This is a genomic window from Labrys sedimenti (assembly GCF_034424805.1).
GTDB classification, from domain to species: Bacteria; Pseudomonadota; Alphaproteobacteria; order Rhizobiales; family Labraceae; genus Labrys; species Labrys sedimenti.
Genome location: NZ_JAXOUF010000001.1, coordinates 418,653 through 444,839, shown reverse-complemented (window position 1 = coordinate 444,839; position 26,187 = coordinate 418,653). Strand labels below are relative to the sequence as shown.

Genomic DNA, 26,187 nt, shown 5'->3' with positions numbered 1-26,187 from the left:
CGCTTTGTTTCAATGCGTCATTGCGATTCTCGGTAGTCCCTCAAATCGTAAAACGCTCTAGTCCGGGGCCTTGCGCGGCCCAGGCTTTCTTCGTTTTAGCGCATGCCATTACGGCCGCCAGCCCCGAGACTGTTATTTTTCCTGGACGTTCAGACGAATATGAAGTTCGCGCAGCTGCTTTGGCGTCGCCTCCGAGGGGGCACCCATCAGGATGTCTTCGGCGCGCTGGTTCATGGGGAATAGCGAGATTTCGCGCAGGTTCTGTTCGCCGGCCAGCAGCATGACGATGCGATCGACGCCGGCCGCCATGCCGCCATGCGGCGGAGCGCCATACTGGAAAGCCCGATACATGCCGCCGAAACGCTCGATCACCGTCTCCTCGCCATAACCGGCAATCTCGAAGGCCTTCACCATCGCTTCCGGCTTGTGGTTGCGGATGCCGCCGGAGGCAATCTCGAAACCGTTGCAGGCAATATCGTACTGATAGGCCTTCAGCGTCAGCGGATCCTGGGTGTTGAGCGCATCGAGGCCGCCCTGCGGCATGGAGAAGGGGTTGTGCGAGAAATCGACCTTCTTCTCGTCCTCGTTCCACTCGAACATCGGGAAGTCGACGATCCAGGCGAGCTCGAAACGGCTCTCGTCCACCAGCTTGAGGTCCGTGCCGACCTTGGTACGGGCCGCGCCGGCAAACTTGTAGAACTTGTTCGGATCGCCTGCGACGAAGAAGGCGGCATCGCCGGCCTTCAGGCCGAGCTGCAACCGGATCGCCTCGGCCCTTTCCGGGCCGATATTGTTGGCGATCGGTCCGCGCGCGCCGATGCCTTCGGCATTGGGATCGGCCTGCTTCGTCGTCTCGTCGGTCGCCTTGTCGAAGAACAGGATGTAGCCCAGGCCCGGCTGTCCCTCGCTCTGCGCCCAGGAGTTCATGCGGTCGGCGAAGGTGCGCTGGCCACCACCCGGTCCGGGGATGGCCCAGACCTGGTTGGCGGGATCTTCGAGCATGCGCGCGAAGACCTTGAAGTTCGAGCCGCGGAAATGCTCGGAAACCTCCTGCATGATCAGGGGGTTGCGCAGGTCCGGCTTGTCCGAGCCATATTTACGCAGCGCCTCCGCATAGGGAATGCGCGGCCAGCTCTTGGTGACGCTCTTGCCCTTGCCGAACTCCTCGAAAATGCCTGTAATCACCGGCTCGACGGCAGCGAAGACGTCTTCCTGGGTGACGAAGCTCATTTCGAGGTCGAGCTGGTAGAACTCGCCGGGCAGGCGGTCGGCGCGAGGATCCTCGTCGCGGAAGCAGGGGGCGATCTGGAAGTAGCGGTCGAAGCCGGCCATCATCAACAGCTGCTTATATTGCTGCGGCGCCTGCGGCAAAGCGTAGAACTTGCCGGGATGGATGCGCGAGGGCACCAGGAAGTCGCGCGCACCTTCCGGCGAAGAGGCCGTCAGGATCGGCGTCTGGAACTCATTGAAGCCCGCGGCCTTCATGCGCGTGCGCATGCCGTCCACCACCTTGCCACGCAGCATGATGTTGTTGTGAATGCGCTCACGCCTGAGATCGAGGAAGCGGTATTTCAGGCGCGTCTCTTCCGGATAGTCCTGGTCACCGAACACGGGCAGTGGCAGTTCGGCAGCCTGGCCGAGCACCTCGATCTCGGTGACGTAGATTTCCACCAGGCCCGTCGGCATCTCGTGGTTCTCGGTACCCTCGGGGCGCTTGCGCAGCTTGCCGTCCACGCGCACGACCCATTCCGAGCGCAGGGTCTCCGCCACCTTGAAGGCCGGCGAATCCGGATCGACCACGCACTGGGTCAGGCCGTAATGGTCGCGCAGGTCGATGAACAGCAGGCCACCATGGTCGCGGATGCGGTGGCACCAGCCGGAAAGCCGCACGTCCTGCCCGACATGGTCGAGGCGAAGATCGGCGCAGGTGTGAGAGCGATAACGGTGCATAGGCGTGTCTTTCCGGACAAAGCGTTTTGCGATCGGACGGTATCACCGAGAATCGCAAAGACGGCGTCAAATGATGGTGCCAGAGTATAAATGCGTTTTCGCCAAAACGCGCTTTGCTCTGGAGTTTGAGGTCATAGACCCCAACGCCACCGCCGTCGTCAAGGTTGAGCTTGTCTTGTTCGGTGTCGAACGAGCCCAGACATGCATTCAAGGCCGAAAACCTTGCCATGTGACGCCGCGTGCCCGATAAGCATATTCATGCCACAATCTTCCGCTCATGCCGCCGCCATCATCACAACAACCCAGGACCTCGAAGCCGCCTGCGCCCGTCTCGCCGCTCATGCCTTCGTAACCGTCGACACGGAGTTCCTGCGTGAAACCACCTTCTGGCCCAAGCTCTGCGTGGTGCAGGTCGCCAGCCCCGAAGAAGCCGTGGTCATCGATGCCTTGGCCGAGGGCCTCGATCTAGCCCCCCTGTTCGAGCTGTTGCGGAACGAGAAGGTGCTGAAGGTCTTCCACGCCGCCCGGCAGGATATCGAGATCGTCTGGCACCTTGCCGGCTTCATTCCCGCGCCGCTGTTCGACACGCAGGTCGCCGCCATGGTGCTGGGCTATGGCGACTCCATTGCCTATGACCAATTGGTCCAGCGCATCACCAACGCCCATATCGATAAGTCGTCCCGTTTCACGGACTGGTCGAAGCGCCCCCTTACCCAGGCCCAGATCAACTACGCCGTCTCGGACGTCACCCATTTGCGCGACGTCTATCTCAAGCTTGCGGCGTCGCTCGAGAAAAGAAAGAGGAGCCATTGGGTCGGCGACGAAATGTCTGTTCTGACTTCGCCAGATACCTATCGGCAGGCCCCGGAGGATGCATGGCGGCGGGTGAGCGGACGCGTGCGCAAGCCGCGCGATCTTGCCGTGCTGGTCGAGGTAGCGGCCTGGCGCGAGCGCGAGGCTCAGTCGAAGAACGTGCCGCGTTCGCGTGTGCTCAAGGATGACGCCATCACCGAAGTCGCTCTGCAGGCCCCGGACACGCCGGAGAAGCTGGCCGGTATCCGCATGATTCCGAAGGGATGGGAACGCTCCCGCCCCGGCCTCGACCTGATCGAAGCGGTGAAGGCAGGTCTGGCTCGAGACCCCGCGAGCCTGCCACGCCAGGCGCCGCCGCGGATCGCCAGCAATGGCGCCGGCGCGACGGTGGAACTGCTCAAGGTATTGCTGAAGATGGTGGCTGAAAGCCAGGGCGTCGCCGCCAAGGTGATCGCCACCACCGACGATCTCGACATGATCGCCGACAGCGATACCGCAGATGTCCCTGCCCTGCATGGCTGGCGCCGGGAACTGTTCGGCGAGAAGGCGCTCGCCCTCAAGCACGGCAAGCTGGCTCTGGCGATCGAACGCGGCAAGGTCGCGGCAATTAGCCGATAGCTGGCTGTAATTGACTTGCGCTATGAGCCGGGTGAAGGCTGGGCGAATCGTTCGATTCGCCGGCCCTTTTGGCGCATCGCAGGCAGGAGTATGAGCATAAAATGAAGGTCGCGGTTCTCGGCAGCGGCGTGATCGGAGTGACCTCCGCCTATTATCTGGCGAAGGCCGGACATGAAGTCGTCGTGCTGGACCGCCAGCCCGGCCCGGCTCTCGAGACCAGCTTCGCCAATGCCGGCGAGGTTTCGCCCGGTTATGCCTCGCCCTGGGCTGCCCCCGGCATCCCGCAAAAGGCGATCAAGTGGCTGTTGATGAAGCATGCCCCGCTGATCCTGCGACCCCGTCCCGATCCGGCGATGGTGGCCTGGGTTTGGCGCATGCTCACCAACTGCACCTCCGCGCGCTATGCCATCAACAAGAGCCGCATGGTGCGCCTCGCCGAATACAGCCGTGACAAGCTGATCGAGCTGAGGGCCGCCACAGGCATCCGCTATGACGAGCGCATGCAGGGTACGCTGCAGCTCTTCCGCACCCAGAAGCAGCTCGACGGCATCGGCAAGGATGTCGAGGTGCTCAAGCGCGATGGCGTTCCTTTCGAGGTCCTCGACGCGGATGGCTGTATCGGTGCCGAACCGGCTCTCGCCCATGTCCGTTCCCTGATCCGCGGTGGCCTGCGCCTGCCGAATGACGAGACCGGCGACTGCTACAAATTCACCGGTGCGCTGGCCAGTCTGGCTGAAACGCTCGGCGTGCGCTTTCGCTACGGTGTCGAGGTCAAGCAGCTTGTCTTCGCCGGAGACAGGATCGAGGGCGTCGAGACGAGCACGGGCGTGGAGAAGGCCGATGCCTATATCGCGGCTTTCGGCAGCTATACGCCCGGTTTCGTTGCGCCGCTCGGCCTCAAGGTGCCGGTCTACCCGGTCAAAGGCTATTCGCTCACCATTCCGATTGTCGACGAGAGCCGCGCGCCTGTCTCCACCATCATGGACGAGACCTACAAGATCGCGATCACCCGGCTCGGTGATCGCATCCGCGTCGGCGGCATGGCCGAGATTTCAGGCTTCAGCAAGGACCTGCCGCCGGCTCGCCGTGACACACTGGCCCAGTCGGTCAGCGATCTCTTCGGCGGTTCGGGCGATCTCGCGGCCGCGAGCTTCTGGTCGGGCCTGCGCCCGATGACGCCTGACGGCACGCCGGTGATAGGACGAACCCGTTACAAGAACCTCCTGCTCAACACCGGCCACGGCACGCTGGGCTGGACCATGGCCTGCGGCTCCGGCCGGGTGATGGCCGATATCGTCAGCGGCAAGAAGCCGGAGATCGACGTTTCGGACCTCGGATTGAACCGCTACGGAGCCTAAACGCTCCGGTCCTTCATCCTCGCAAGGGCCACACCCCGCTGGCGGCAGGCAGCGGGGATTGAAGGCCGCTGCCAGCCCGTCTCACTCTATTCAGCCGCCGCCGTCACGGTCTCCTGCGGATCGAGGATGCGGATCACGGCCTCGCGGCCGATCAGGCGCCCGAGCGCCTTCATGCGGGCGTTGAGCCGCTCGCCCACCAGCCCCTCCAGATCACGGGGCACATCGAGCAACAACTTGCCATGGCTGACATAGAGCGGCGCGCGCGGCAGCACGCCCGGCATCGAGGCGGACAGGATGTAGCCCACCCGCATCAGCCCCCCGAGAATGCGCGCCCGGTCGAGAATACGCGCAGTGGCAATTTCGCGGATACGCGGAGAGAGTTCCTCCTCGTTCAGGCCGACATGGCGGAAATAGTTTGCCACCGCCATATAGGCACGCCCACGATGATCGACCCCGACAAAGGCGGCGTGGGCGATGATGTTGAGACTCTGTTCGCCGCGATAATCGGGGTGGGCACGCCAGCCGATATCGGCCACCAGGCAGGCCGCATGGCGCTGGCGTTTTTCGTCGGCAGTTTCGTCGAGGTGCGTCGATGCCGTGAAGCGGTCGCTCCAACGCACCAATTCCTCGCCATGCCGCGGCGAGCGCGAACGCAGGATGTTGAGCTCGCTCGCTGCCGTGATCAGGGGATCGAGCTTGCGGCTCTCCTCGTCGAGCAGCGAATAGAGCAGGCCTTCGCGCACGCCCTGGGCCGAGATCACCACATCGCGCGGCTTGCCAGCCTTGATGACCTCGCTCATCACCGCCGCGCCATAGGCGAGCAGCGGCAGGCGTCCTGTCGAAACGGTGTCCTTGCCGATCAAGGTGGTGTTGTCGACCCGCATGATCAGCTTGCAGAAATCGAGCATCTCCCGTGCCGGCACGCTATAGCCATGCATGATGTGCAGGGGATAGCCGAGCTGCATCATGTGCAGCTTGGCGAGCGAGCGCCAGGTGCCGCCGACCGCGTAGAAGGTGCGATCCTTCAGATGTTTCAGCGGGTCCGCCTTGGAAAGCTTGTCCTGGGCGATCTTGGCCGCCTTGCGCACCGACTGGCCGGAGGTGTCCTGCAGCGCCAGGCCGCCGAGCGGCGTCGTCATGCCCGAACCGGCGCGATGGCCGTGCACCTCGATGAGTTCGAGCGAACCACCGCCCATGTCGCCGACCACGCCGTCCGGCATGTGAAAACCGGAGATCACGCCATAGGCCGACAAGCGTGCCTCGCGCTTGCCCGACAGGACCTCGATCTCGGTTCGGCAGATCGCCGTGGCACGGGCGATGAATTCCTCGCCGTCCTCGGCATCGCGTGCCGCCGCCGTGGCCAGCACGTAGAGTTCCCTAACGCCCATGGTATCGCACAAGGCGCGGAAGCGGATCAGGGCAGCATAGGCTTTGGCGACGGCCGCTGGATCAAGGCGCTTGGTAGTCATCACGCCACGGCCGAGACCGCACAGCACCTTCTCGTTGAAGACGGCCGTCGGAGCGCGCGTCAGCCCCTCATAGACCACCAGACGAACCGAGTTTGAGCCGATATCGATCGTCGCGATCGGCGGCCCCTGGCAGATGCGCCCCTGTGCGAAACCGGGCTGCCTCGTCCCCGGCCCCGCCGCGTCGGCAGCCTGGACATGGGGCAGCGTGTCAGCGTCGGCGGCTGAGGAGCGTTCGGGGAGAGTTGTGTTCAAGAGATTTGCCTCGTCCCGATAGGCTGGGATTGGTCATGAAATATTTGTGGGCGTTGAAGGGCTCTTCATCAGGCTGCGGGACTATGCGTTCGGCGGTCCCGTCGGGCAAGATGCTCCAGCTCTGTTGGTTGTCGATAAGGTTGGCGATCATGATCTGGTCGAGCACCTGCTCATGCACCGTCGGGTTGAGGATCGGGCAGAGCGCCTCGACGCGCCGGTCGAGATTGCGCTCCATCAGATCGGCCGAGGAGATGTAGACGGCTGCCTTCTGGTGTGGCAGGCCATGGCCGTTGCCGAAGGCATAGATGCGGCCATGCTCCAGGAAGCGGCCGACGATGGACTTGACGCGGATATTTTCCGACAGGCCGGGAACACCCGGCCTCAGACAGCAGATGCCGCGCACCACCAGATCGACCTGCACGCCCGCTTGGCTGGCGGCATAGAGCGCGTCGATGATCATGGTATCGACCAGCGAGTTGCATTTGCACCAGATGGCACCCGGCCGGCCGGCCTTTGCGTGCTCGATCTCGGCATTGATGTGGTCGAGGATGCGCTGCTTGAGCGAGACGGGCGAGACCGCCATGCGCTCCAGAGCCGCCGGCTCGGCATAGCCGGTGATGAAGTTGAAGATACGCGAGACGTCGCGCGCGATCACGGGGTCGGCAGTGAAGAAGGACAGGTCCGTGTAGATGCGCGCCGTGATCGGATGGTAGTTGCCGGTGCCGACATGGCAATAGGACACGAGTTGGCCCATCTCGCGCCGCACCACCAGCGAAAGCTTGGCGTGGGTCTTCAGTTCGATGAAACCGAACACCACCTGCACGCCGGCGCGTTCGAGATCGCGCGCCCAGCGTATGTTGGCTTCCTCGTCGAACCGCGCCTTCAGCTCCACCAGTGCCGTGACCGATTTACCGGCCTCGGCGGCTTCTGCCAGCGCCTTGACGATCGGGCTGTTGGAGGAGGTGCGGTACAGCGTCTGCTTGATGGCGACCACGTTCGGATCGCGCGCTGCCTGGTTGAGGAATTGTACCACCACATCGAAGGATTCGTAGGGGTGGTGCACCAGGATGTCCTTCTGCCGGATGGCGGCGAAGGCATCGGCTCCATGATCGCGGATACGCTCGGGCGAGCGTGGCGAATAGGGTTTGAATTTGAGGTCCGGACGGTCGAGCCCGACGAGTTGCGACAATTCGTTGAGGGCGAGCATGCCCTCGACGCGAAACACCGCGTCGTCGGCAACGTCGAGTTCCTCTGTCACGAACTGGCGGATGCTGTCGGGCATGCCGGCTTCGATCTCGAGGCGGATCACCACGCCGCGCCGGCGCTGCTTCAACGCCGTCTCGAACAGCAACACCAGATCTTCCGCCTCTTCTTCGACTTCGAGGTCGGAGTCACGGATGACCCGGAAAGACCCCTGCCCCTTCACAGTATAGCCGGGGAACAGTTTGGCGATGAACAGCACCGCCAGATTTTCCAGCGTGATGTAGCGGGCTGCCCCGGTTTCGGCGAAGTCCGGCAGGCGGATGAAACGCTCGACCTTGTGGGGCGCACGGATCAGGGCATTCAGCATGCGCCCGTCGCTCATGCGCTTGAGCTGTAGCGCGATAGTGAAGCCGAGATTGGGAATGAACGGGAACGGATGAGCCGGGTCGACGGCGAGCGGCGTCAGGATCGGAAAGATGTAGCTGAGGAAATAATCGTCCAGCCAGGCGCGCTCGGCCTTGGAAAGGTCGCGCGGTTCAGTGATCACGATGCCTTCGAGCAGCAGGTCGTCACGCAATTCGTTCCAGCGTTTCTGCTGGTCGGTGGCGAGCTTGGACACCGCCTCGCCGATCTTGACGAGTTGCTCGGCCGGCGACAGGCCATCGGGGCTGCGCGCCGTGACGTCCTCGCGCACCTGGCCGATCAGGCCGGCGACGCGCACCATGAAGAACTCGTCGAGATTGCTGGCCGAGATCGACAGGAAGCGCAGCTGCTCGAGCAGGGGATGACTCTTGTTGGACGCCTCCTCCAGCACGCGGCGATTGAACTGCAGCCAGGAAATCTCGCGATTGATGAAGCGGTCCGGGCTGACGCGTAGCGCGATCGAGTTTTGAGCGGGAGCCACGTCACGTGCCGCCTCCCGTATCTCATCGCCTTGCATCGCGCTCTCCGCCGTCTGTGCCGTGCTGGTCATGGTCGTCAATGCCGCTCGCTATGTCCCAGGCTGCCGTTCCCCATCCCGCCAGTCGGAATCGTCGCCCGTCATGGGGAAGCCTGCTTAGGCCGCCTATATGACAATGCTGTCACATAAAATGGTCGTGCTGGGGAAAATTCGCAAAACTTCGCCCCGTCGCCTGTGGAACCATCGCTGGCGCGCTCAACGAGCTGGACCCAGGCAGACCGCATGAGGCATCTTCCATGCGACCCTCGAGCCCCTCATCCCCAACGGACGAAACGACCAGTCCGCTCCAGGAGCAAATCAGGCATGTGCAGGTTCCCAGTTGTTCCCATGATTATCCTGGCCTGCCTGTTCGCCCAACTGACACATGTCGCAGCCCAGACCGATGCTTCTCGGGTGCTCCAGACCGATCGATCCGGCGCTTCTGGGTGTGTTTCGGTGCAGGATACCCGCAATCCAAGCGAAAATGGAGGCGCCCTCATCGGTTGCATCAATCCGATGACGGGTGCTTTCGAGCTTCCGTCCAATCTGCGCAACCGTGAGGATATCGACGAGCGCGTCCTCAGATCCTATGGCTTTCGCGGCGACGGAGAGAGCCATCCGCTGTCCAGCATTACCATTCTCAACGGTCGCAGCACCGCAGGCTGGTCCCTGGTGCAATGGCAGGCGATACTCCCGGCGGCACGCTCTCTTTCGGACGAGATCGACGGCGTCGTCATCAATTCGCTGATCCAGACGAATTCGAGCGCCCTGAAGTTCCGCCTGGGTCCCCTGACCGCTCGTTTCTCCACGCCGATCATCTCTGCTTGCGGCAAAAGCATTCGCTTCGAGGGAGCCGGACCGAAACTCACCATATTTCGCTTCGGCGCCAGCAATGGCTGGGATCACTGCGGGACAGGCGCCCCGAAGGGAGACAAGCTGGAGCTCCAGGGCATCAAATTCCAATCCAACGATACTGCCTCCAGGAGCACGATCGGAATCAACGCCAGGTTTACGCCCGGCGTCAACGGGACTTATTCCAACTTCGCTCTCGAAAATTTCAACACCGGCATGATCTTGGTCAACTCGGCCGGCACTATGATCGAGGGCGGCATGATCACTGCCGGACCATCGCGCAAAGGCCTGGCCAGCACGGGAACCGGTATCTGGTTTCGCGGGACGAATACCTTCGTCAATCGTATCCAGAACACGCTGACCCAATATTACAGGACCGGCTATCGTTTCCAGTCGACCAATCCCCCGAGGATGCTGGGGCTCGAGGATCAGAGCCTGATCAATTCGGCCGCCGGGGAAGTCGGCACCTGCATCCAGATCGATTCCGACTATAAGGGCTACTCCCCGCTCCAATATGTGGCGGATAATTTCTCTTGCGACGCCTATGAAGGCCATGTCGATGCACGACAAGTCTCGCATCTGTCCATCAAGGGCGGCAATTGGCTGATCCACCCAGCCGCGGGATTCTGGACGCCCGCCGGCAAGAACTTCTTCAATTTTTGCAGAGCCTCGACGGTACGCCTTGAAGGAGCCTGGATTTCCAACAACGCCCAACCCCTCGAAGTTCGCTCCCTCATCAACGTCACCACCGACTCCTGCGGTATTCCGACCGGAGCCGGCGCATCGGATGTGCAGATCCGTAACAACAAGATCGAATATCGGGGCTTGAAGACCTCGGCGGCCTTGATCGTCAAGACCGCCGGCACCAGCGGGGTGGTGGTCGCCGGGAATCTCTTCACCGAATTCTTCAAACCCGGACCGCCGCCATCCAATGCATTTTCATGGGCCGGTTCGGATGCCCAATCGGCTCTTTATCAAGGCCTCCCCGGCGAACTCGTGCAGACATCGCCGCCGCCGGTCGACATGAGCGACCGGGTTGTACGCGACATCGGGACATTCTCTCTCGCGCCGGGCGTTTGGAGTTGCCACGCCCAACTACAGCTCCTGCCGGCCGGCGGGACGAAGGTTAGAGCTTTTCAGGGGGCCTTTAGTACCCAATCCACCGCGATGCCGATTGCACCCGGACAAGGCATGTTCATGGAAACCGGCGAATGGTCGGGCGGGGAAATTCGGGGGGTCGGTCCGTTCGTGTTCGACTTCACCGCGAAAACGCAGAGTTCCCCTGTCCATATCGTCGGAGTGGCGTCTTTCGCCGGAGGCCAACTTCAGATGAACACCGTCGGCCAGTGCGTCCGTTTGCGATAGAGCTCGCATCATGATGAGCCGATCGCGACGAGGCGCGATCGATTTCACTCCTCGTCGATTGGCGACGCCAGCACTTCCTTGAGCAGTTCGGCCGCAAGGGCCCGGGTGATCCGGCGGCCGCGTGACAGGCCTTCGCGATCGAGTACGGCAACCACCTGGCGCGCTGCGGCGAAGGAGCGCTCGATACGGTTGACGAGGAAGTCGACCAGCGTGCTGTCGACGATGAGCTGGCGGTCGAGAAAAAGCTTCACCAGCAGCATGCGAAACAGACCGTCATCCGGCGTCGCGATGGTCAGGGCCGTCATGGCCCGCAGCCGCGAGATGAGGTCCGGAAGCACGAGCCCCCAGCGCTCAGGGGGCTCGTGGGCGGTGATCAGCAGGGAAGCGCCCGCCTCGCCCGTGAGGTTGAGCAGATGGAAAAGCGCCGTCTCGTCGATGCCGCGCCCGGCATCCTCGATCACCACCGCCTTGTGTGAGACCAAGACAGGGACATTGTCGTCCCGCAGTGCCTCGCCCGCCAGCGTGACCGCGCCAGCCGCATCCGACCAGATCGCCGCCAAATGGCTCTTGCCCGAGCCGCTCGGGCCGATCAGCAAGGCACGGCGGGACGGCCAGTCGGGCCAGCGCTCGATGAAGGCATAGGCGGCCTCGTTGGAGGGCGAGACCAGGAAATCCTCGCGGGCAAACGAGGCCTGCAACGGCAGATCGAGCGCCAATTGGCGGGGAAGCGTCACGACGAAGGGTCCGATGGCAGTGCCGCAGCCTGATCCTGGTCGACATGCCCGGTATAATACTGGCTGGCGAGGTAGCGCGACAAGGCAAAGCGCACCAGCACGCCGATCGCCGCCGCCACCGGCACGGCAACCAGGAGGCCGATGAAGCCGAACAGGCTGCCAGCGGCCAGCAGGGCGAACATCAGCCAGACCGGATGCAGCCCGACCGAACCGCCGACCAAGCGTGGCGAGAGCACATAGCCTTCGAGAATCTGTCCCGCCACGAAGACCAGGGCGGCATAGACCGGCAAATGCCAGTCCGGCCAGACCTGGACCAGCGCCACGCTGACGCTGACCACGAAGCCGAGAATGGAACCGACATAGGGGATGAAGGAGGCCAGACCCGTACACAGCCCGATGAGGAAGCCGAAGCTGACACCGAGAAAGGTCAGGCAGGAGCCGTAGAACAGCCCGAGCAGGAAGCAGACCGTCGCCTGGCCGCGCACGAAGCCGGCGATGGCGGCATCGATGTCGCGGAAGATGCCGCGGATGGCATCGGCATGGTCACGCGGCAGCCAGCTGTCGACGCGCGCCACCATATGATCCCAGTCGAGCAGGATGTAGAAAGCCACCACCGGCGTGACGATCAGGATGCTGACCACCCCGATGACAGCCTGGCTGCCCGACCAGAGCGAGGAGACGAAGGTGGCAAGCACCTGGGCACCCTGCCCGACATAGTCGCCGAGCGACTTCTGGATGTCCTGCAGCCGTTCGGTGAGCAGGCCCCCGAGCCAGCTCTGGTTGAGTTCGCCCAGAATGCGCTGCATGGAGGCTACGATGCTTGGCAGCCTCTCGCGCAATCCGTTGAACTGCTCGCCCAGCATCGGCACCAGCAGGAGGATCGCCAGCACGATGAGGAAGATGAAGCCGAGCAGGATCACCGAGGCGGCCGCCCACCGCGGCAAGCCCAGCCTCTCCAGCCTGTCGGCGACGGGATCGAGGAAATAGGCAATCACCAGGCCGGCGATGAAGGGCCATACCATGCCCTGGAGCAGCCAGATCAGCGCGATGAACAAAGCCAGCGCACCGAGCCAGAAGAATACCTGCCGTTGGAGGCTCATCCATTCGCTCCTGAAGCTCGATCCACACCGTTCTCCCCGGCCAAGCAAACCTCGTCCGGGACGGCTGAGATGGCGGATGGCCTTCCGCGGCCGGAATATTCATCCGGCCATATGGTTGAGCCACTGGCGCAGATAGGCGGCAGCAGAGGCAATGGTCAAGAGCGTGACCAGGATGGAACCCACTTCGATCAAGAAAGGAAAAGGCCATCCTGTGCCCTTGGCGAACAACACGAGGGCCACGAAAGCGATCTGTACCGCGGTGTTGAGCTTGGAAAGCATCAGCGGCGCGATCTGCACCGGCTGGCTCATGACCCAGGACACCAGCACGGCACCGATGATCATGAAATCGCGGAACACGGCGAGGATAACCAGCCAGGCCGGCACCACACCGACGATCCCCAGCGTGACGAAGATCGAAACCAGCAGGGCCTTGTCCGCCAGGGGGTCGAGCACGGCCCCCAATTCACTGCGCATGTCGAAGCGCTTGGCGATGAAGCCATCGACGCCATCGGAAATGCCGGCCACCAGGAAGGCGACGAAAGCCCAGCCCCAGGTCCCCGAGGTGATGCACAACACCGCCAGCGGCACCAGGCAAAATCGCAGGATGGTGATCAGATTCGGTATCGTCATGATCGGATCGTAGCAAACCGCGGGAGCGCAGGCACGTATGGGCGGGCTCGCCGGCATCCTCGGCGGTCGTCCAGAGGTCCAGCGATTCGACGGTGACGTCAGGCATCGCCGCGACACGTCCGAACAAGGCGTCAGAGCACCACTACCGTGGTGCCGACCCCCACCCGCTGGTAGAGGTCCATCACATCAGGGTTGGCCATGCGAATACAGCCGGAGGAAACCGCCCGACCAATGGTATTCGGCTCATTGGTGCCGTGGATGCGGTAGAGCGTGGATCCCAGATAGAGCGCACGCGCGCCCAGCGGATTGTTGAGGCCGCCCTCCATATGATCGGGCAATTCGGGACGGCGGGCGATCATTTCCTTGGGCGGCGTCCAGCTCGGCCATTCGGCCTTTCTGCTGATGGTTTCCGTGCCCTTCCAGGTGAAGCCCTGCTTGCCGACGCCAATGCCATACCGGAGCGCCGTGCCGTCGTCCTGCACCAGGTAGAGCCGCTTCTCCTTGGTCGAGATCACGATGGTGCCGGGGCTGTAGCCGGAGAACGGCACCACCGTGCGCGGGATCGGGGACCGCGCCAGCATGGCCTGCCCATCGTCCTTGGTGCCGGAATCGAGATTGGGCGAGACGCTGTTCGGATCGATCGAAGCCTGGCGCTGCGGGCGCCGGCCTGGCGTCGCATCGCCATCCTGGTCGCCATAATAGCCATAGGGATCCTCTTGATAATCGTAAGGCTCCTCGAAGCTCCGATCCGCCCGGTAGGTTGGCTGGGGATCCCGCCACTGGCGCGGACGGGAGAGGCCATCGTCCTGATAATAGCCGTCATCCGGAGGGTAGCCCCACTCCTGGGCCTGGGCCGTCCCTCCGATCACCAGGAGGGCGAGGACGGGTAAAAGTGCTTTTCTTGCAATCGTCATGTCGAGAACCACACGTCCCGGAAGAACGCCCGGGGTTGCGCCCTGCAGGGCAATGCAAGGCAAGATGGCTGCGACAATCCCGGAAACGACAGGCGTAATTGTGGCAGAGACAGCGGCAGAAAGTCGCTATTTTTTAACCCTTTGTTCAGCATGCATTCAGATCGGATTGATCGTCCTTGCGGAAAGAGACCTTTTGTCCTTCGCCGTGAATTCGTCATCCAAGGCCACTTCCTTGCCGTGAGGACAGCCCATCATGAGCTTTGCCACGGTTTCGATATCCGCCCTGGCCACCTCGCATCCTGACGGGGCGGCCGCGCAGGCGTGGAGCGGCTTTCTCGAATTTCGCTCCTCCCGGGAAGCGGCGTCGGCCCGTCCCGCCCATATGCTGGGCGAAGGCGGTAAAGACGATTGGGTCCACGCTCTGCATTGGAAAAAGCCGCGAGCCACAGTCGACCCGATCGGTTGCTTCCTGCTGCGCGACGTCGAGGTCTGGCGTCCCGGGATCCTCGTCCACGGCGGCCAGGTCGTCGATGATGCCAATCTGTCGACCAATGTCGCCCTGTCCATGGCCCGCGCCGACGCGAATTTTGCCTCGCGTTTCAGTGGGGCGGCGGCAAGACACATAGACCGCCCCGCTCTCGTCGTGGCTGGCCCGGGATGCGCCATCTGGGGCCATTGGCTGGTCGAATTCCTGCCGCGGGTATCCATTGCCAGCCAGTCCCTGGCATCGCTCCGCGACGAGTGGGTCATCCCCCTGCCCCATGATACGCCTTCCTGGGTCGAGGATTTGCTGCTGTCGACCTGCAATGTCCGGCCGGACGCAATCCTGCGCTACACACCGGGGCGGGAGCGATTGCTCTTCGCTCGCGCGGTGGTACCGACATTCTGCTTTTCCGGTGAATATACCTTCCATCCCTATCTGCGCGAATTCTATCGGTCGCTGGTACCGGCTTCAGTGCCGGCCGGCCGACGCCTCTGTCTTTCACGAGGCGGTCCCGGCCCCTCGGCCAACCGGCCTTTCAGGCAGCGCGACTTCTTCGAGCAGGAGGCCAGGCGACGCGGTTTCGAGGTCATCCGCCCCGAGGAACTGAACCTGCCTGAGCAGATCGCAACGCTGTCGCAGGCCAATGCACTCCTCGGCGAATATGGCTCGGCGCTGCACGGCTCCGTCTTTGCCGGACCGGGCACCGTCGTCGGTTGCATCGGGCATTGGAACGCCGTCCAGATGCGCTTGAGCGACGTGCTGGAGCAGCAAGGGGTCTACCTCACCCGCGGATGCCTCTGGCCCACCGCGGACAGGCCGATGTCCATCGACGCGAGCCAGGACGACATCGAGAGCTTTCTCGATCGCGTGACATCGCTGCTGGACTGAGGCCCTCGAATTCAGGCCTCTCGACTTGACATGATCCAGTCAAATCGCAAAGCGCTCCACAAGCAGCCGCTCCGCTGCTACTTGCCCGTGAACCGGTTGTTCTTGGGGAAGCCCTTGGGCGGCAGGCGCCCGGCGTCGGCGCGATTGCCAGTCCATTCGACAAGGTCGGTAACGGTCCAGGTCCGGTCGGAGGAATCGCTCCAGGTCAGCCCTTGCGCCTTGTCGAAGACACGCACGTCGGAGAGGCCGCCGTCCTTGTATTTCTGCAGCCTGACGCCCCTGCCCCGCGACATCTCGGTGATCTGGTGCAGCGGGAAGACCAGCATCTTGCGATTCTCGCCGATCACCGCGACCGTATCGCCGATGGCGGGCACGATCAGCTTGGCTTCCGTCGGCGCATCGACATTCAGCACCGACTTGCCCTTGCGGGTATTGGCGAGGATATCGTCCTCGGGCACCAGGAAGCCACGACCGTCGGTCGCCGCAATCAGCAGCCGGCGCCCGCCCTGATAGGCGAACACGTCGACGACATCGGCGCCCTCGTCGATATCGACCATCAGACGGATCGGCTCGCCCATGCTGCGGCCACCCGGGAGTTTGGAAGCCTCCAGCGTGTAAACCTTGCCGTTGGTGGCGAGGATGAGGAGCCGGGCCGTCGTCTCGGACTGGAAGCCGAGCTTGAGCCGGTCGTCGGCCTTGAAACTGAGGCCGGAGAGGTCGCTGAGATGGCCCTTCTGGGCCCGAATCCAGCCTTTTTCGGAAACGATCACGGTGATCGGCTCGCGCTCGACCATCGCCTCGGCCACCGCCGACAGATCGATGGTGCCCGCCTTGGAGGCATCGATGTCGGTGCGACGCTTGCCGAGCGGTGTGTCCGGGCCAAACTTCTTGGCGACTTCGCTGACCTGCCAGCCCACCGTCTTCCATTGCAGCGCCTCGGAGGCGAGCAGCTTCTCGATGCCGGCCTTCTCCTTGGCGAGATCGTCGTGCTCGCGCCGAAGCTCCATCTCCTCAAGCTTGCGCAGATTGCGCAGGCGCATGTTGAGGATCGCCTCGGCCTGCACGTCGGTCAGGTCGAAGGCCTTGATCAGTTCGTCCTTCGGCTCATCCTCATAGCGGATGATACGGATGACTTCGTCGAGGTTGAGATAGGCGACGATATAGCCGGCCAGCACCTCCATGCGCTTCTCGACGGCCGCCAGGCGGTATTTGGAGCGGCGGACCAGCACGACACGGCGATGGCTGAGCCATTGCTGCAGCGCCTCGCCGAGCGAAAGCACGCGCGGCACCTGGCCATCGACCAGCACGTTCATGTTGAGCGGGATGCGGCTTTCGAGCTCAGAGAGCTTGAACAGCGATTCCATCAGCACGGCCTCGTCGACATTGCGCGACTTCGGCTCGATGACGATGCGGACGTCCTCGGCCGATTCATCACGCACATCGCCGACCAGCGGCAGCTTGCGCTCTTCGAGCAGTTCGGCCAGCTTCTCGATCAGGCGGCCCTTCTGCACCGCCCACGGAATCTCGGTGATCACGATCACCCAGGTGCCGCGCCCGAGATCTTCCTTGTGCCAGCGTGCGCGCACCCGAAAACCGCCACGGCCGGTGCGATAGCTTTCCTCGATCGAGCCGGCGCTCTCCACGCAGATGCCGCCGGTGGGGAAATCCGGGCCCTTGACGAATTGCAGCAGGTCCGGCGTCGACGCCTTGGGGTTCTCGATCAGGTGCAGTGCCGCCTGGCAGAGCTCGTAGGCATTGTGCGGCGGAATCGAGGTCGCCATGCCGACGGCAATGCCCTGCACGCCATTGGCGAGCAGGTTGGGGAAGGCGCCGGGCATCACCACCGGCTCCTCGTCCTCGCCATTGTAGGTCGGACGGAAATCGACCGCGTCCTCGTTGATCCCTTCGAGGATCAGCGTGGCAACCTCGGTCAGCCGCGCCTCGGTGTAACGGTAGGCAGCGGCATTGTCGCCGTCGATATTGCCGAAATTGCCCTGCCCGTCCACCAACGGATAGCGCTGGGCGAAATCCTGCGCCAGGCGCACCAACGCGTCGTAGACGGCCTGGTCGCCATGGGGGTGGAATTTACCGATGACGTCGCCCACCACGCGGGCGCATTTCTTGAAGGCCTGGTCGGGATCCAGGCGCAGCAGGCGCATGGCGTGCAGGATGCGCCGATGCACGGGCTTCAAGCCGTCGCGCGCATCCGGCAAGGCCCGTTGCGTGATTGTCGAGAGTGCATAGGCAAGGTAGCGCTGCTCGAGCTCGGCGCGCAGATTGACCGTTCTGACTCCATCGCCTTCCGGCGGATCGTCCATCTCATCCATGCGGTTGACTTACCGAAAATGCCTGATTCGGAGCAAGTCGTAGACCTTATGATACAGGCCAATCCCCCGATCACGTGCTATTGTAGCGCCATTAAGAGTTCCGTCCCTGTTCTATCCGGATGGATTGCCCATATCCTTATTAGGTCCAGTGGCGTATTTCTCGAGTCAGGAATGCATCATGTTTCAGAGTTTGCCGTGGCGAGGTCAGGGTAACGTGGCGGAATTGCCTCCGCCTCCGCAGAACGAAGTCGTCAAGCCGCCGCGCCCGGTTCTGGGGCTTGCCCTCGGTGGCGGTGCCGCACGGGGATTCGCCCATATCGGCGTGATCCGCGTACTGGTGGAAGCGGGCTACGACATCGACGTGATCGCCGGCACCTCGATCGGAGCGGTGGTCGGCGGCTGCTACATTGCCGGCAGGCTCGACGATATCGAGGACTGGGCCCGCAGTCTCACCAAGCGCCGCGTTCTCAATTTTCTCGATCTGAATTTCGGCGGCAGCGGCCTGATGTCCGGCACCAAACTGGCCCTCCTCCTGCAGAACGGCCTGGACGGCGTGCAGATCGAAAGTTTGCGCATTCCCTTCGTCGCGATCGCCACCGAAATCGGGCCGGGCCATGAGATCTGGCTGACGCGCGGCAATCTGGTCACCGCCATGCGCGCCTCCTATGCCCTACCCGGTATTTTCGAGCCCGTACGCATCGGCGGACGCTGGCTGATGGACGGTGCACTGGTCAATCCCGTGCCCGTCTCCGCCGCACGCGCCCTCGGCGCCCGGGCGGTAATCGCCGTCAATCTCAATGGCGAACTGACCGGCCGCGGCGGCGTCATCCATACTTTCGGCGCCACCTCGATGGAAATGGACGATCCGCCCGTGCCCAAGCGCAACGGCCTCGGTGCCGCCACCTCGATGGTCCGGCGTCGCTTCGGTTTCGCCAGATCGCGCGAGACGCGCCAACGCCGCAACTCGCCCGGCATCCATACGGTGATGATGGAGGCCTTCAACATCACCCAGGACCGCATCTCCCGCTCGCGGCTGGCCGGCGATCCGCCCGATGTCTCGATCGGGCCGCGCCTCGGACGCATCTCGCCCTTCGACTTCCATCGTGCCGCCGAGGCGATCGACATGGGTGCCGAGGCCGCCTTGAAGTCTCTCGACGACATCAAGGAGACCATGGAAGCGCTGGCATAGCGCCCTCCATCCCGCACAAGCCTCTGGATCTCAACGCGACGCCTGGAGGACGGTCGTCGTCATCAGGGTGCGATCAACCCGTCGACGCCGGGACGGGACAGATGCAGCAGTTGATAGACGGTTCCTGCCTCTTCAGGCGGCTCGCACGCCCACAGTTGAAAGACCACCAGCGTCCAATCCGTGGGGTCGACCGCGAGGGTCGACAGGCAGCTCCCATCCCTGGCCGCTTCGAGAGCCAAGCGCTTGCGCGCTTGCGCAATGTCGCCGGCCGGATCGATCTCGGCCTCCATCCCCTGCTCTCGAAGCGTCGCAAAGCGTGCCTCCGACAAGGGCGTAGTGCCGGACAGACACGAGACCCCGGCCCAGCGCCGCACCGACGGCCTGCCGAAGGCGGCGACGAGGCCGGCAAAGCCCCCGCCCTCCCACAGGAACCGGCCCATGCCTTCGGGCGAGGCCCACAGATAGAAGGGGGCATATTGGTTGACGGCCGAGCCCTGAACACCCTTTTCCCGGATCAGATAGGCCTTGAGCCCCAGCCCCGGAAACTCGTCGAGCAAGGGCCCCTTGCTGGCCACCCGCGCGCGGATGATCGCCATGTCGTAATCGGCCGGCAGGGTGATGGCATAGTGCATCGCTTCCATTGGAGCTCTCCTCACACCGGTTCGTGCCACTGCACGGCGCGGCCATCCTGCAGGGCCTGGACGCTGACATAGACGAAGGCATCGGCTTCGCCCGCACCATGCCAATGCAACTCGCCGGGCGCGAACCAGACCGCATCGCCGGGGGCGAGTTCGATGAGCGGGCCATTGCGCCTCTGCGCGAGGCCTCTGCCGCTCACCGCCAGCAGCAATTGTCCGCGGGGATGGCTGTGCCAATGCGTGCGCACGCCCGGATCCAGCAGGGCGCGCATGGCCGTAGGCTCGCCATCCCGCCCACCGGTGATCAGATGCTCCACCCGGAAGGGAGCGGACGCGATGCCCTCGGGCGCAGTCTCTATCGCCTTGCCGGCCCGGATCACGGTCATCTCGCCGGGAAGGCCCGGCCCGCTCATGCGGGCACCTCTTCCACCATCTGGGTGAGGCCGTTGCTGAAGGACCAGCCGTCGCGCTCGGTGGTGGTGACGACGATCATGACATCGTCGGGCCGAAGGCCCGGCGCCTGTGCAAGCAACTCCACCACACGCCGGTAGAATTGCTGCTTCACCGTCGTGCTGCGCGGACGCCCCGCCGTGATGGCGATCAACACGAAATCGTCGGAACGCTCACCGCTGAAATAGCCGCGGTCGTAGACCAGTGCCTGCGGATCGAGCTGTTCGATGATCTGGAAACGGTCGGCCTGCGGAACCTCGAAGGCTTCGACCAGGGCACGGTGCAGATTGTCCGACAGAGCGCGGAGATAGTCAGCGGATTTTCCTTTGCGAAGTGAAATGCGGGCGAAAGGCATGACTGATGTCCTCGATGGCAAGGCCTGCTGCCTTGACCTATCCATCATGTCACCGCATATTCATCCTGAAAGTCAGGAAATATTTGACTTTAAATCCTGAAAAACAGGATGATATTTATGCGCCTGGTCAATTTCGACATCGACGTCCTGCGCAGCTTCGTCACGGGCATGGAACTGGGCAGCTATGCCCGCGCCGCGGACCATCTCGGCCGGTCCACTTCCGCCGTCAGCGCCCAGCTCAAGAAGCTGGAAGAACAGGCGGGAACCGCTTTGTTCCGCCGGGCCGGTCGCGGCTTGGCCCTGACCGAAGCGGGCGAAACGCTGCTGACCTATGCGCGCCGCCTGCTCGCTCTCAACGACGAGGCGGTATCCGCTCTGAGCGGGGCCGATCTTGCCGGGCATGTCCGCTTTGGCGTGCAGGAGGATCTAGGAGAAACACTGCTGCCGCAAATTCTCGGCCGCTTCGCGCGCGCCCATCCGAAGACCCGCATCGAAACCCGCCTTACCCGCAATGCCGATCTGCTGAAACGTATCGCCAGCGCCGAACTCGACCTCGCCATCGCCTGGGGGGACCAGACGAGACAGGCTCCGGCCGCCATGGCCGGCGAGCATCTCGCCGATATCGCGATGCGTTGGATCGGCCCCCGTGATGGCCTGCCCGGGCAGCGCTCCAGCGATCGGCAATCCAAGCCGGAGGAAGAACCGGTGCCACTGGTGATGTTCGAAGCCCCGTGCCTGTTCCGCAGCGTCGCGACCGAGATGCTCGACCGCGCCGGTATCGCCTGGCGCATCGCGGTGACTAGCACCAGTCTCGCCGGTCTCTGGGCCGCGATATCGAGCGGGCTGGGCGTGACCCTGCGCACCGAGATCGGCCTGCCGAGCCATCTTGCCGTGCTTGGCGAGGAAAGCGGCTTGCCGACGCGATTGCCGACATTGCCGCTGCTGCTGCATCGCACGCAGAGCCAGCACAATGCGGCCACGGACCGGCTGAGCGAGATCATGCGGGAGAGCCTGAGCCAGCCTCTCCTGCCCAAGAAGGTTGCCTGACACTCCCGGAGCAAAGCGCGTCCACGCCGGAACGCTCTCTACCCTGACTTCTTACGCCATCGCGCCTTTGCTACATGCAACGGCGCCGGCTCATAAAACACTTTAAGATCAGGCCGTAATATATTCACGCATCGCCTTGGCTTCCGCCTCCATTTCGGCCAAGCGGAACTTCACCACGTCACCGATCGAGACGATGCCGACTGGCAGGCCATTTTCGACCACCGGCATATGACGGAATTTGCCGGCCGTCATCCTCTCCATGATGTGGGGAATGGTGTCCTGCTCGTGAACGGTTTCTACCTTGGCCGTCATATGCTTGGACACGGGATGTTCGAACCCCTCGGCCGAGGCCTTGGCCAGTGCGCGCACGATATCGCGCTCCGACAGGATGCCGGCGATGCTGCCGTTCTTGTTGGTGATCAATACTGCGCCGATGCGCTTTTCGGCGAGCATCCGGGAAGCATCGGCAATGGTGGCGTCCGGCGACAGAGCGACAATGTCGCGGCCCTTGCCCTTCAGGATCTGTGCAACGGTCATGGGTACTCTCCTCAGACTGAACGTGCGCCTGCAGCGTCTTGATCTTGGGGGAGAATCCCGACAAGGGACGACCAGCCCCGTCCATGATGATGGCGTCTGCACGCCCATCGCGCAAGGGGCTGGTTCAAATGCAACCATTCGGTGAATCGATTTACGGATCGAGCCCTCAGGAGCCCGAGCCGGCTTTCAGAATGAACTCGACCAGAGCCCTGCGCCGATCGACATCGTCCATTCCGGCATAGATCATCCGCGTGCCCGGCACCACGGCCTGGGGTGCCGCGATGAAGCGATCGAGCGTTGCGGCGTCCCAGGTCAGGCCGCTCGCCTGCATGGCCGGCGAGAACGGATAGCCCGGCAGCGTGCCGGCCTTGCGGCCCCCGAGCCCCTGAAGGAGCGGCCCGGTGGCAGAACGCGCCCCGCGCCCGATCTGGTGGCAGTGGGCGCAGGGTTCGAACACCGGCTCGAAGGTCGCCTCCGGCGGTCTGATATCGGCAACGGCCTGGGTGGGCGGCGGAGGCGACGCGACCTCGCCGACGGAGCGCAAGGCAATGAAGGTCCCGACCGCGACACCACCGAGTGCCGCGGCCAGGCCGAACCAGACAATCCTGCTCACGAGGCGAGCGCGCGGCGCATCTTTTCCAACGCCTCCTCACGAGGCGCCTGGTAGTCGATCAGCGTCACCAGTTCACCCTTGGCGTTCATCATGTAGACCGCGGTGGAATGGTCGAAGGTGTAGCCGTCCCCCTCCCCGACCTTCTTGGCGTAGACGCGGAACTTCTTGATGATGTCGGCAACCTGCTCGGGCGTGCCGGTGGCGGCCGTGATACGCGGATCGAAGCTCTCCAGATAGGTCTTGAGCAGTTGCGGCGTATCGCGTGCCGGATCTACCGAGACGAAGACGACGTTGAACTTGTCCCCGTCCGGCCCGAGCGCCTTGAGGCGGTCGGTCATGTCGGTCAGCGTGGTCGGGCAGGCATCCGGACAGTTGGTGTATCCGAAGAAATAGGCCGTCGGCTTGCCCAGGAAAGTAGCCTGCGTCACCGGCTTGCCGTCCTGGTTGGTCAGGCTGAAATCACCGCCGATGAAGCTGGATTGGGCCGTCGGCTTGCCGCCCATGCTCTGCAGGGCGAGCACGCCGGCGGCCGCCAGCACGGCGAGCAGAGCAACCAGAACCACCAGTTGGAGACGATTGGATTTGAGGGTCATGAACACCTCCCGCCTCAATGGTTGCTGTGGTCGGCTTCGGCCGGCTGCTTGGCACCGATGGCCTCGACCTTGAACTTCACCGGCACCGTGCCGGCTTTCTCGAACACCAGCGTGCCGTCGATGGACTGGTTGGGCTTGAGCTGCTGCTTGAGCCCGGTGAACATCAGATGGAAGGATGACGGGCTGAGTTCAACCTTGCCGTGGGCAGGAATTTCAAGCCCGCCCTCGACGGGCGCCATCTTCATGACGCCATCCTGGTTCGACATCTGGTGGATCGAAAAGCCGGAGGAAACCGAGAAGCTGCCGCCGATCAGCTTGTCGGGCTGATCGCCGGTGTTCTCGATGACGGTATAGCCGCCTGCCACCGGTGCCCCCTGCGGCGTGGCCCTGGTCCAGGGATGGGCGATCTGGAGCGTGCCGGCTTTGTAGTCATGGGCGAAGGCGGCAGTGGCGAGCGTGGAGGCGAGCGCGAAAGCACCGAAAAACGGGACGAGTTTCATGGAAAAACCTGAACGGAATCGAGCAGCCTTGCACAGGCTGCGGGGAAGGAAGGGTGAAGGCGGTGAACCGTTCAGCCTGTCGGCGGTCCGCGTGGCCAGGTGGGCCTGTGATCCTGCCGGATCGTCGCGAAAAAGTCCTGCGAGGCGCGGAGCCTGACGATCCGCGGAAAGCGGACGATGCTGGCGACCGCCAAGACCTGCGGCAGAGCCGGCGCCAGACGAAGTGCACACTGATCACAGGAATGGCCGCCATGGGCCTTGCCGCCGGCATCCGCATCGCCGAATTGGCACACGGTGACGATCGTGCCGGCAATGACGACGGTCGCGTTGCCTCCCCGCTCCTCCTCGCTCGCGAGCGAACCGCCCATGCCGTTGAGCATCAGCCCAAGGGCAAGCAAGGCGGCCAGGCATTGCCGCAGCAATGGGAGATGGCGGGACAGGACCATGGCCGCATATGCAGCCGAGCCACTGCCGAAAGTCAAGGCGGCGCCATGGCGCATGGAATCGCCTGGGGCAAAGCGTGTTCGAGCATGGAGGCGTTTGCTCCAACGCCCTGTTCCCATGCGTCTTTGCAATTCCCGGTGATGCCACCAAATCGCAAAATGCTTCAGGGAGCGCCGGTCCGCAGGACTCGCCGAAACAAAAATGCCGGCCTTCTCAACTCCATCTCTCGATGGGGCTGGGAAGGCCGGCAGTCGTCAAAGATCTCCGGAGCCAGGCGCGTTCTTTGGAAACGCTTCCCAGTTCCACCTCCTCGCTTCGACAAACCCTGCGTGTCTCGGTGGGCCTCACCAAGTCGCAAAGGCTCTAGTCGTCGCGATAGACGCGCTCACGGCGCTCGTGCCGCTCCTGGGCTTCCAGCGACAAGGTCGCGATCGGCCTGGCATCGAGACGCTTGAGCGAGATCGGTTCACCCGTTTCCTCGCAAAAGCCGTAGGACCCGTCCTCGATGCGGGCAAGTGCCGCCTCGATCTTGGAGATCAGCTTGCGCTGACGATCCCGGGCCCGCAATTCGATGGCACGATCCGTTTCCGAAGAGGCACGATCGGCTAGATCGGGGTGGTTCTCGTTCTCGGCCTGCAGATTGGCGATGGTATCCTGCGCTTCGCGCAGGATGTCGAGCTTCCAGGCATTGAGCTTGCGCCGGAAATAGTCCCGCTGACGCTCGTTCATGAAAGGCTCGTCGTCAGTCGGCCGATAATTGGTATCTACACTCAATGAAGTCATGTAAGAATCCCAACACTCCGCTACTGGGCGAGAGGTCTATAGTCTCAGTGACGCGCCACGACAATGATCTTCGTTGTCACCGATTCGTTGAAAACGATAAAGTTGTGCACATGGCTTAGCCGGCCGTGTCCTCCTTGCCCTTTAGAATGAGGCCTCCGGCGACGTCCGTCACGCCCGGCCTCGGCAAGGCGTCGAAGGGCATCGGCCTGCTCGCCATCATGGCCGCAAGCCCGAGGCGCGCGGTCAGGATGCCGTTCAGGACGCCTTCCCCCAGCTTGGCCGATATGCGCGAGGCCAGGCCGTGGCCGAGAGCCTGGCTGATGAGGGAATCACCGGCAGCCATGCCGCCGGTGATGGCAAGATTGCCGAGCGCATGGCGCAGGAGGCGCATCATGCCCAGTCCGCCCGGACGCCCGCCATAGAGGGTCGCGAGCCGCCGGATCACGCGCAGCGTCTCCGCGCCCACGAAAAACATGTCGACCAGGGCACGCGGGCTGACGGCGGTGACCAGCGACACCCGCTTGGCCGCATCGGCAATGATGCGCTGGGCTTCCGCGTCGAGCGGTCCCATCAGTTCGCGCTCGGTGACCCTGATCAAATCCGCACCGTCGACGATATCGCCGGCGGCCGCTTCCACTGCGGCGCGAGCCCTGGCCATGCGAGGATTGGCGGCATAGAGCTTGACGAGATCGCGCGACAGGCCGCGCGCCGCATCCCGGTCATCCTTGGCAATGGCCAGCAATGCCCGATCGTGCAGATGCTCGATGCGCGACAGGCGCATCAGGCCGATGACCTCCCGGATGGCGATAACGGCAAAAGCCAGCACCGCCAGCCCGGTCAGGGCGGCGCCGAGCCAGCCCAGCCAGCCGGCATAGGAGAAGAGGTCATCGATCAGCTTGGTCAGCGACAGGCCGATGGCGAGGGAAACCAGCCCGCCCACGGCCGACCAGAACAAGGTGCCCCAGCGCGAACGGCGAGGCCGCTGCGGCGCGACTTCGGCGGCCTCTTGCTCGAAAGCCTCCGGTTCGGGCGTCACCACCACATGGCCGCGCCGCATCGCCGCCGCAACCGGCGTATCGGCCATCACTACATTGGGATCGTCGAGGCGGAAGGCACGCGGCTTGCGGGGTTCCGTATTCAT

At 63.4% G+C, this 26,187-nt stretch carries 24 protein-coding genes; 6 read left to right on the top strand and 18 right to left on the bottom strand.

Features of this window, described 5'->3' with window-relative positions; genetic code table 11:
* Nucleotides 1–132 precede the first annotated feature (132 nt).
* Nucleotides 133–1,950 (bottom strand): aspartate--tRNA ligase, encoded by a 1,818-nt coding sequence (gene aspS, locus U1R88_RS02040; protein ID WP_322429764.1) that lies wholly within the window; start codon nucleotides 1,948–1,950, stop codon nucleotides 133–135.
* 258 nt (nucleotides 1,951–2,208) lie between these two features.
* Here aspS and rnd point away from each other — a divergent pair, with 258 nt between their 5' ends.
* Together rnd and U1R88_RS02030 are read left to right on the top strand one after the other, a co-directional pair.
* The gene (gene rnd / locus U1R88_RS02035) at nucleotides 2,209–3,381 is read left to right on the top strand and encodes a ribonuclease D (RefSeq protein WP_322429763.1); all 1,173 of its coding nucleotides are present in this window, start codon (nucleotides 2,209–2,211) and stop codon (nucleotides 3,379–3,381) included.
* Between the two features lie 101 nt (nucleotides 3,382–3,482).
* Entirely contained in the window at nucleotides 3,483–4,739 is a 1,257-nt protein-coding gene (locus tag U1R88_RS02030) for a D-amino acid dehydrogenase (protein ID WP_322429762.1), read from the top strand.
* Nucleotides 4,740–4,825: 86 nt separating this feature from the next.
* Here the strand turns inward: U1R88_RS02030 and U1R88_RS02025 are convergent, their stop codons facing one another.
* Complete coding sequence (locus U1R88_RS02025) at nucleotides 4,826–6,343, bottom strand: Ppx/GppA family phosphatase (protein WP_425545386.1); 1,518 nt, start codon at nucleotides 6,341–6,343, stop codon at nucleotides 4,826–4,828.
* 73 nt (nucleotides 6,344–6,416) lie between these two features.
* Nucleotides 6,417–8,603, bottom strand: coding sequence for an RNA degradosome polyphosphate kinase (locus U1R88_RS02020; RefSeq protein ID WP_322430483.1), 2,187 nt, complete (start codon nucleotides 8,601–8,603; stop codon nucleotides 6,417–6,419).
* 348 nt (nucleotides 8,604–8,951) lie between these two features.
* Between U1R88_RS02020 and U1R88_RS02015 the strand changes: the two genes are divergently transcribed.
* Nucleotides 8,952–10,820: a hypothetical protein gene (locus U1R88_RS02015; RefSeq protein WP_322429760.1), complete on the top strand. Its 1,869-nt coding sequence runs from the start codon at nucleotides 8,952–8,954 to the stop codon at nucleotides 10,818–10,820.
* Between the two features lie 44 nt (nucleotides 10,821–10,864).
* Here the strand turns inward: U1R88_RS02015 and U1R88_RS02010 are convergent, their stop codons facing one another.
* The 4 genes from U1R88_RS02010 to U1R88_RS01995 form a co-directional block, all read right to left on the bottom strand.
* The gene (locus tag U1R88_RS02010; RefSeq protein WP_322429759.1) at nucleotides 10,865–11,554 is read right to left on the bottom strand and encodes a P-loop NTPase family protein; all 690 of its coding nucleotides are present in this window, start codon (nucleotides 11,552–11,554) and stop codon (nucleotides 10,865–10,867) included.
* Nucleotides 11,551–12,654, bottom strand: a complete 1,104-nt coding sequence (locus U1R88_RS02005) for an AI-2E family transporter (protein WP_322429758.1) — start codon at nucleotides 12,652–12,654, stop codon at nucleotides 11,551–11,553. The genes U1R88_RS02010 and U1R88_RS02005 overlap by 4 nt, the downstream gene beginning before the upstream one ends.
* Nucleotides 12,655–12,753: 99 nt before the next feature.
* Nucleotides 12,754–13,284, bottom strand: a complete 531-nt coding sequence (locus U1R88_RS02000; protein WP_322429757.1) for a CDP-alcohol phosphatidyltransferase family protein — start codon at nucleotides 13,282–13,284, stop codon at nucleotides 12,754–12,756.
* 131 nt (nucleotides 13,285–13,415) lie between these two features.
* A complete protein-coding gene (locus U1R88_RS01995; RefSeq protein WP_425545385.1) occupies nucleotides 13,416–13,925 on the bottom strand; it encodes a L,D-transpeptidase in 510 nt (169 codons plus the stop codon).
* A 526-nt stretch (nucleotides 13,926–14,451) separates the two neighbouring features.
* Between U1R88_RS01995 and U1R88_RS01990 the strand changes: the two genes are divergently transcribed.
* Entirely contained in the window at nucleotides 14,452–15,570 is a 1,119-nt protein-coding gene (locus U1R88_RS01990) for a glycosyltransferase family 61 protein (RefSeq protein ID WP_322429755.1), read from the top strand.
* A gap of 77 nt (nucleotides 15,571–15,647) precedes the next feature.
* Here U1R88_RS01990 and parC read toward each other — a convergent pair whose 3' ends face one another.
* The gene (gene parC, locus U1R88_RS01985; RefSeq protein ID WP_068290918.1) at nucleotides 15,648–17,897 is read right to left on the bottom strand and encodes a DNA topoisomerase IV subunit A; all 2,250 of its coding nucleotides are present in this window, start codon (nucleotides 17,895–17,897) and stop codon (nucleotides 15,648–15,650) included.
* A 178-nt stretch (nucleotides 17,898–18,075) separates the two neighbouring features.
* Here parC and U1R88_RS01980 point away from each other — a divergent pair, with 178 nt between their 5' ends.
* Complete coding sequence (locus tag U1R88_RS01980; RefSeq protein ID WP_322429754.1) at nucleotides 18,076–19,086, top strand: patatin-like phospholipase family protein; 1,011 nt, start codon at nucleotides 18,076–18,078, stop codon at nucleotides 19,084–19,086.
* A 62-nt stretch (nucleotides 19,087–19,148) separates the two neighbouring features.
* Here U1R88_RS01980 and U1R88_RS01975 read toward each other — a convergent pair whose 3' ends face one another.
* From U1R88_RS01975 to U1R88_RS01965, 3 genes are read right to left on the bottom strand one after another with little or no spacing between them, the layout of a single operon-like run.
* Entirely contained in the window at nucleotides 19,149–19,727 is a 579-nt protein-coding gene (locus tag U1R88_RS01975) for a DUF4865 family protein (RefSeq protein WP_322429753.1), read from the bottom strand.
* 11 nt (nucleotides 19,728–19,738) lie between these two features.
* Nucleotides 19,739–20,137, bottom strand: coding sequence for a cupin domain-containing protein (locus tag U1R88_RS01970; protein ID WP_322429752.1), 399 nt, complete (start codon nucleotides 20,135–20,137; stop codon nucleotides 19,739–19,741).
* On the bottom strand, nucleotides 20,134–20,529 hold the full coding sequence (locus U1R88_RS01965) for a tautomerase family protein (protein ID WP_322429751.1): 396 nt from the start codon (nucleotides 20,527–20,529) through the stop codon (nucleotides 20,134–20,136). Before U1R88_RS01965 ends, U1R88_RS01970 begins: the two co-directional genes overlap by 4 nt.
* Nucleotides 20,530–20,646: 117 nt before the next feature.
* Between U1R88_RS01965 and U1R88_RS01960 the strand changes: the two genes are divergently transcribed.
* On the top strand, nucleotides 20,647–21,576 hold the full coding sequence (locus tag U1R88_RS01960) for a LysR substrate-binding domain-containing protein (protein ID WP_322429750.1): 930 nt from the start codon (nucleotides 20,647–20,649) through the stop codon (nucleotides 21,574–21,576).
* A 108-nt stretch (nucleotides 21,577–21,684) separates the two neighbouring features.
* Here U1R88_RS01960 and U1R88_RS01955 read toward each other — a convergent pair whose 3' ends face one another.
* The 7 genes from U1R88_RS01955 to U1R88_RS01925 form a co-directional block, all read right to left on the bottom strand.
* Nucleotides 21,685–22,113 (bottom strand): CBS domain-containing protein, encoded by a 429-nt coding sequence (locus U1R88_RS01955; RefSeq protein ID WP_322429749.1) that lies wholly within the window; start codon nucleotides 22,111–22,113, stop codon nucleotides 21,685–21,687.
* A gap of 166 nt (nucleotides 22,114–22,279) precedes the next feature.
* Nucleotides 22,280–22,726, bottom strand: a complete 447-nt coding sequence (locus U1R88_RS01950) for a c-type cytochrome (RefSeq protein ID WP_322429748.1) — start codon at nucleotides 22,724–22,726, stop codon at nucleotides 22,280–22,282.
* The gene (locus U1R88_RS01945) at nucleotides 22,723–23,319 is read right to left on the bottom strand and encodes an SCO family protein (RefSeq protein ID WP_322429747.1); all 597 of its coding nucleotides are present in this window, start codon (nucleotides 23,317–23,319) and stop codon (nucleotides 22,723–22,725) included. Before U1R88_RS01945 ends, U1R88_RS01950 begins: the two co-directional genes overlap by 4 nt.
* A gap of 14 nt (nucleotides 23,320–23,333) precedes the next feature.
* The gene (locus U1R88_RS01940) at nucleotides 23,334–23,819 is read right to left on the bottom strand and encodes a copper chaperone PCu(A)C (protein ID WP_322429746.1); all 486 of its coding nucleotides are present in this window, start codon (nucleotides 23,817–23,819) and stop codon (nucleotides 23,334–23,336) included.
* A 71-nt stretch (nucleotides 23,820–23,890) separates the two neighbouring features.
* Entirely contained in the window at nucleotides 23,891–24,319 is a 429-nt protein-coding gene (locus tag U1R88_RS01935; RefSeq protein ID WP_322429745.1) for a hypothetical protein, read from the bottom strand.
* A 307-nt stretch (nucleotides 24,320–24,626) separates the two neighbouring features.
* Nucleotides 24,627–25,046 (bottom strand): RNA polymerase-binding protein DksA, encoded by a 420-nt coding sequence (gene dksA / locus U1R88_RS01930; protein WP_068290966.1) that lies wholly within the window; start codon nucleotides 25,044–25,046, stop codon nucleotides 24,627–24,629.
* Nucleotides 25,047–25,161: 115 nt separating this feature from the next.
* A complete protein-coding gene (locus U1R88_RS01925) occupies nucleotides 25,162–26,187 on the bottom strand; it encodes a YcjF family protein (protein WP_068290969.1) in 1,026 nt (341 codons plus the stop codon).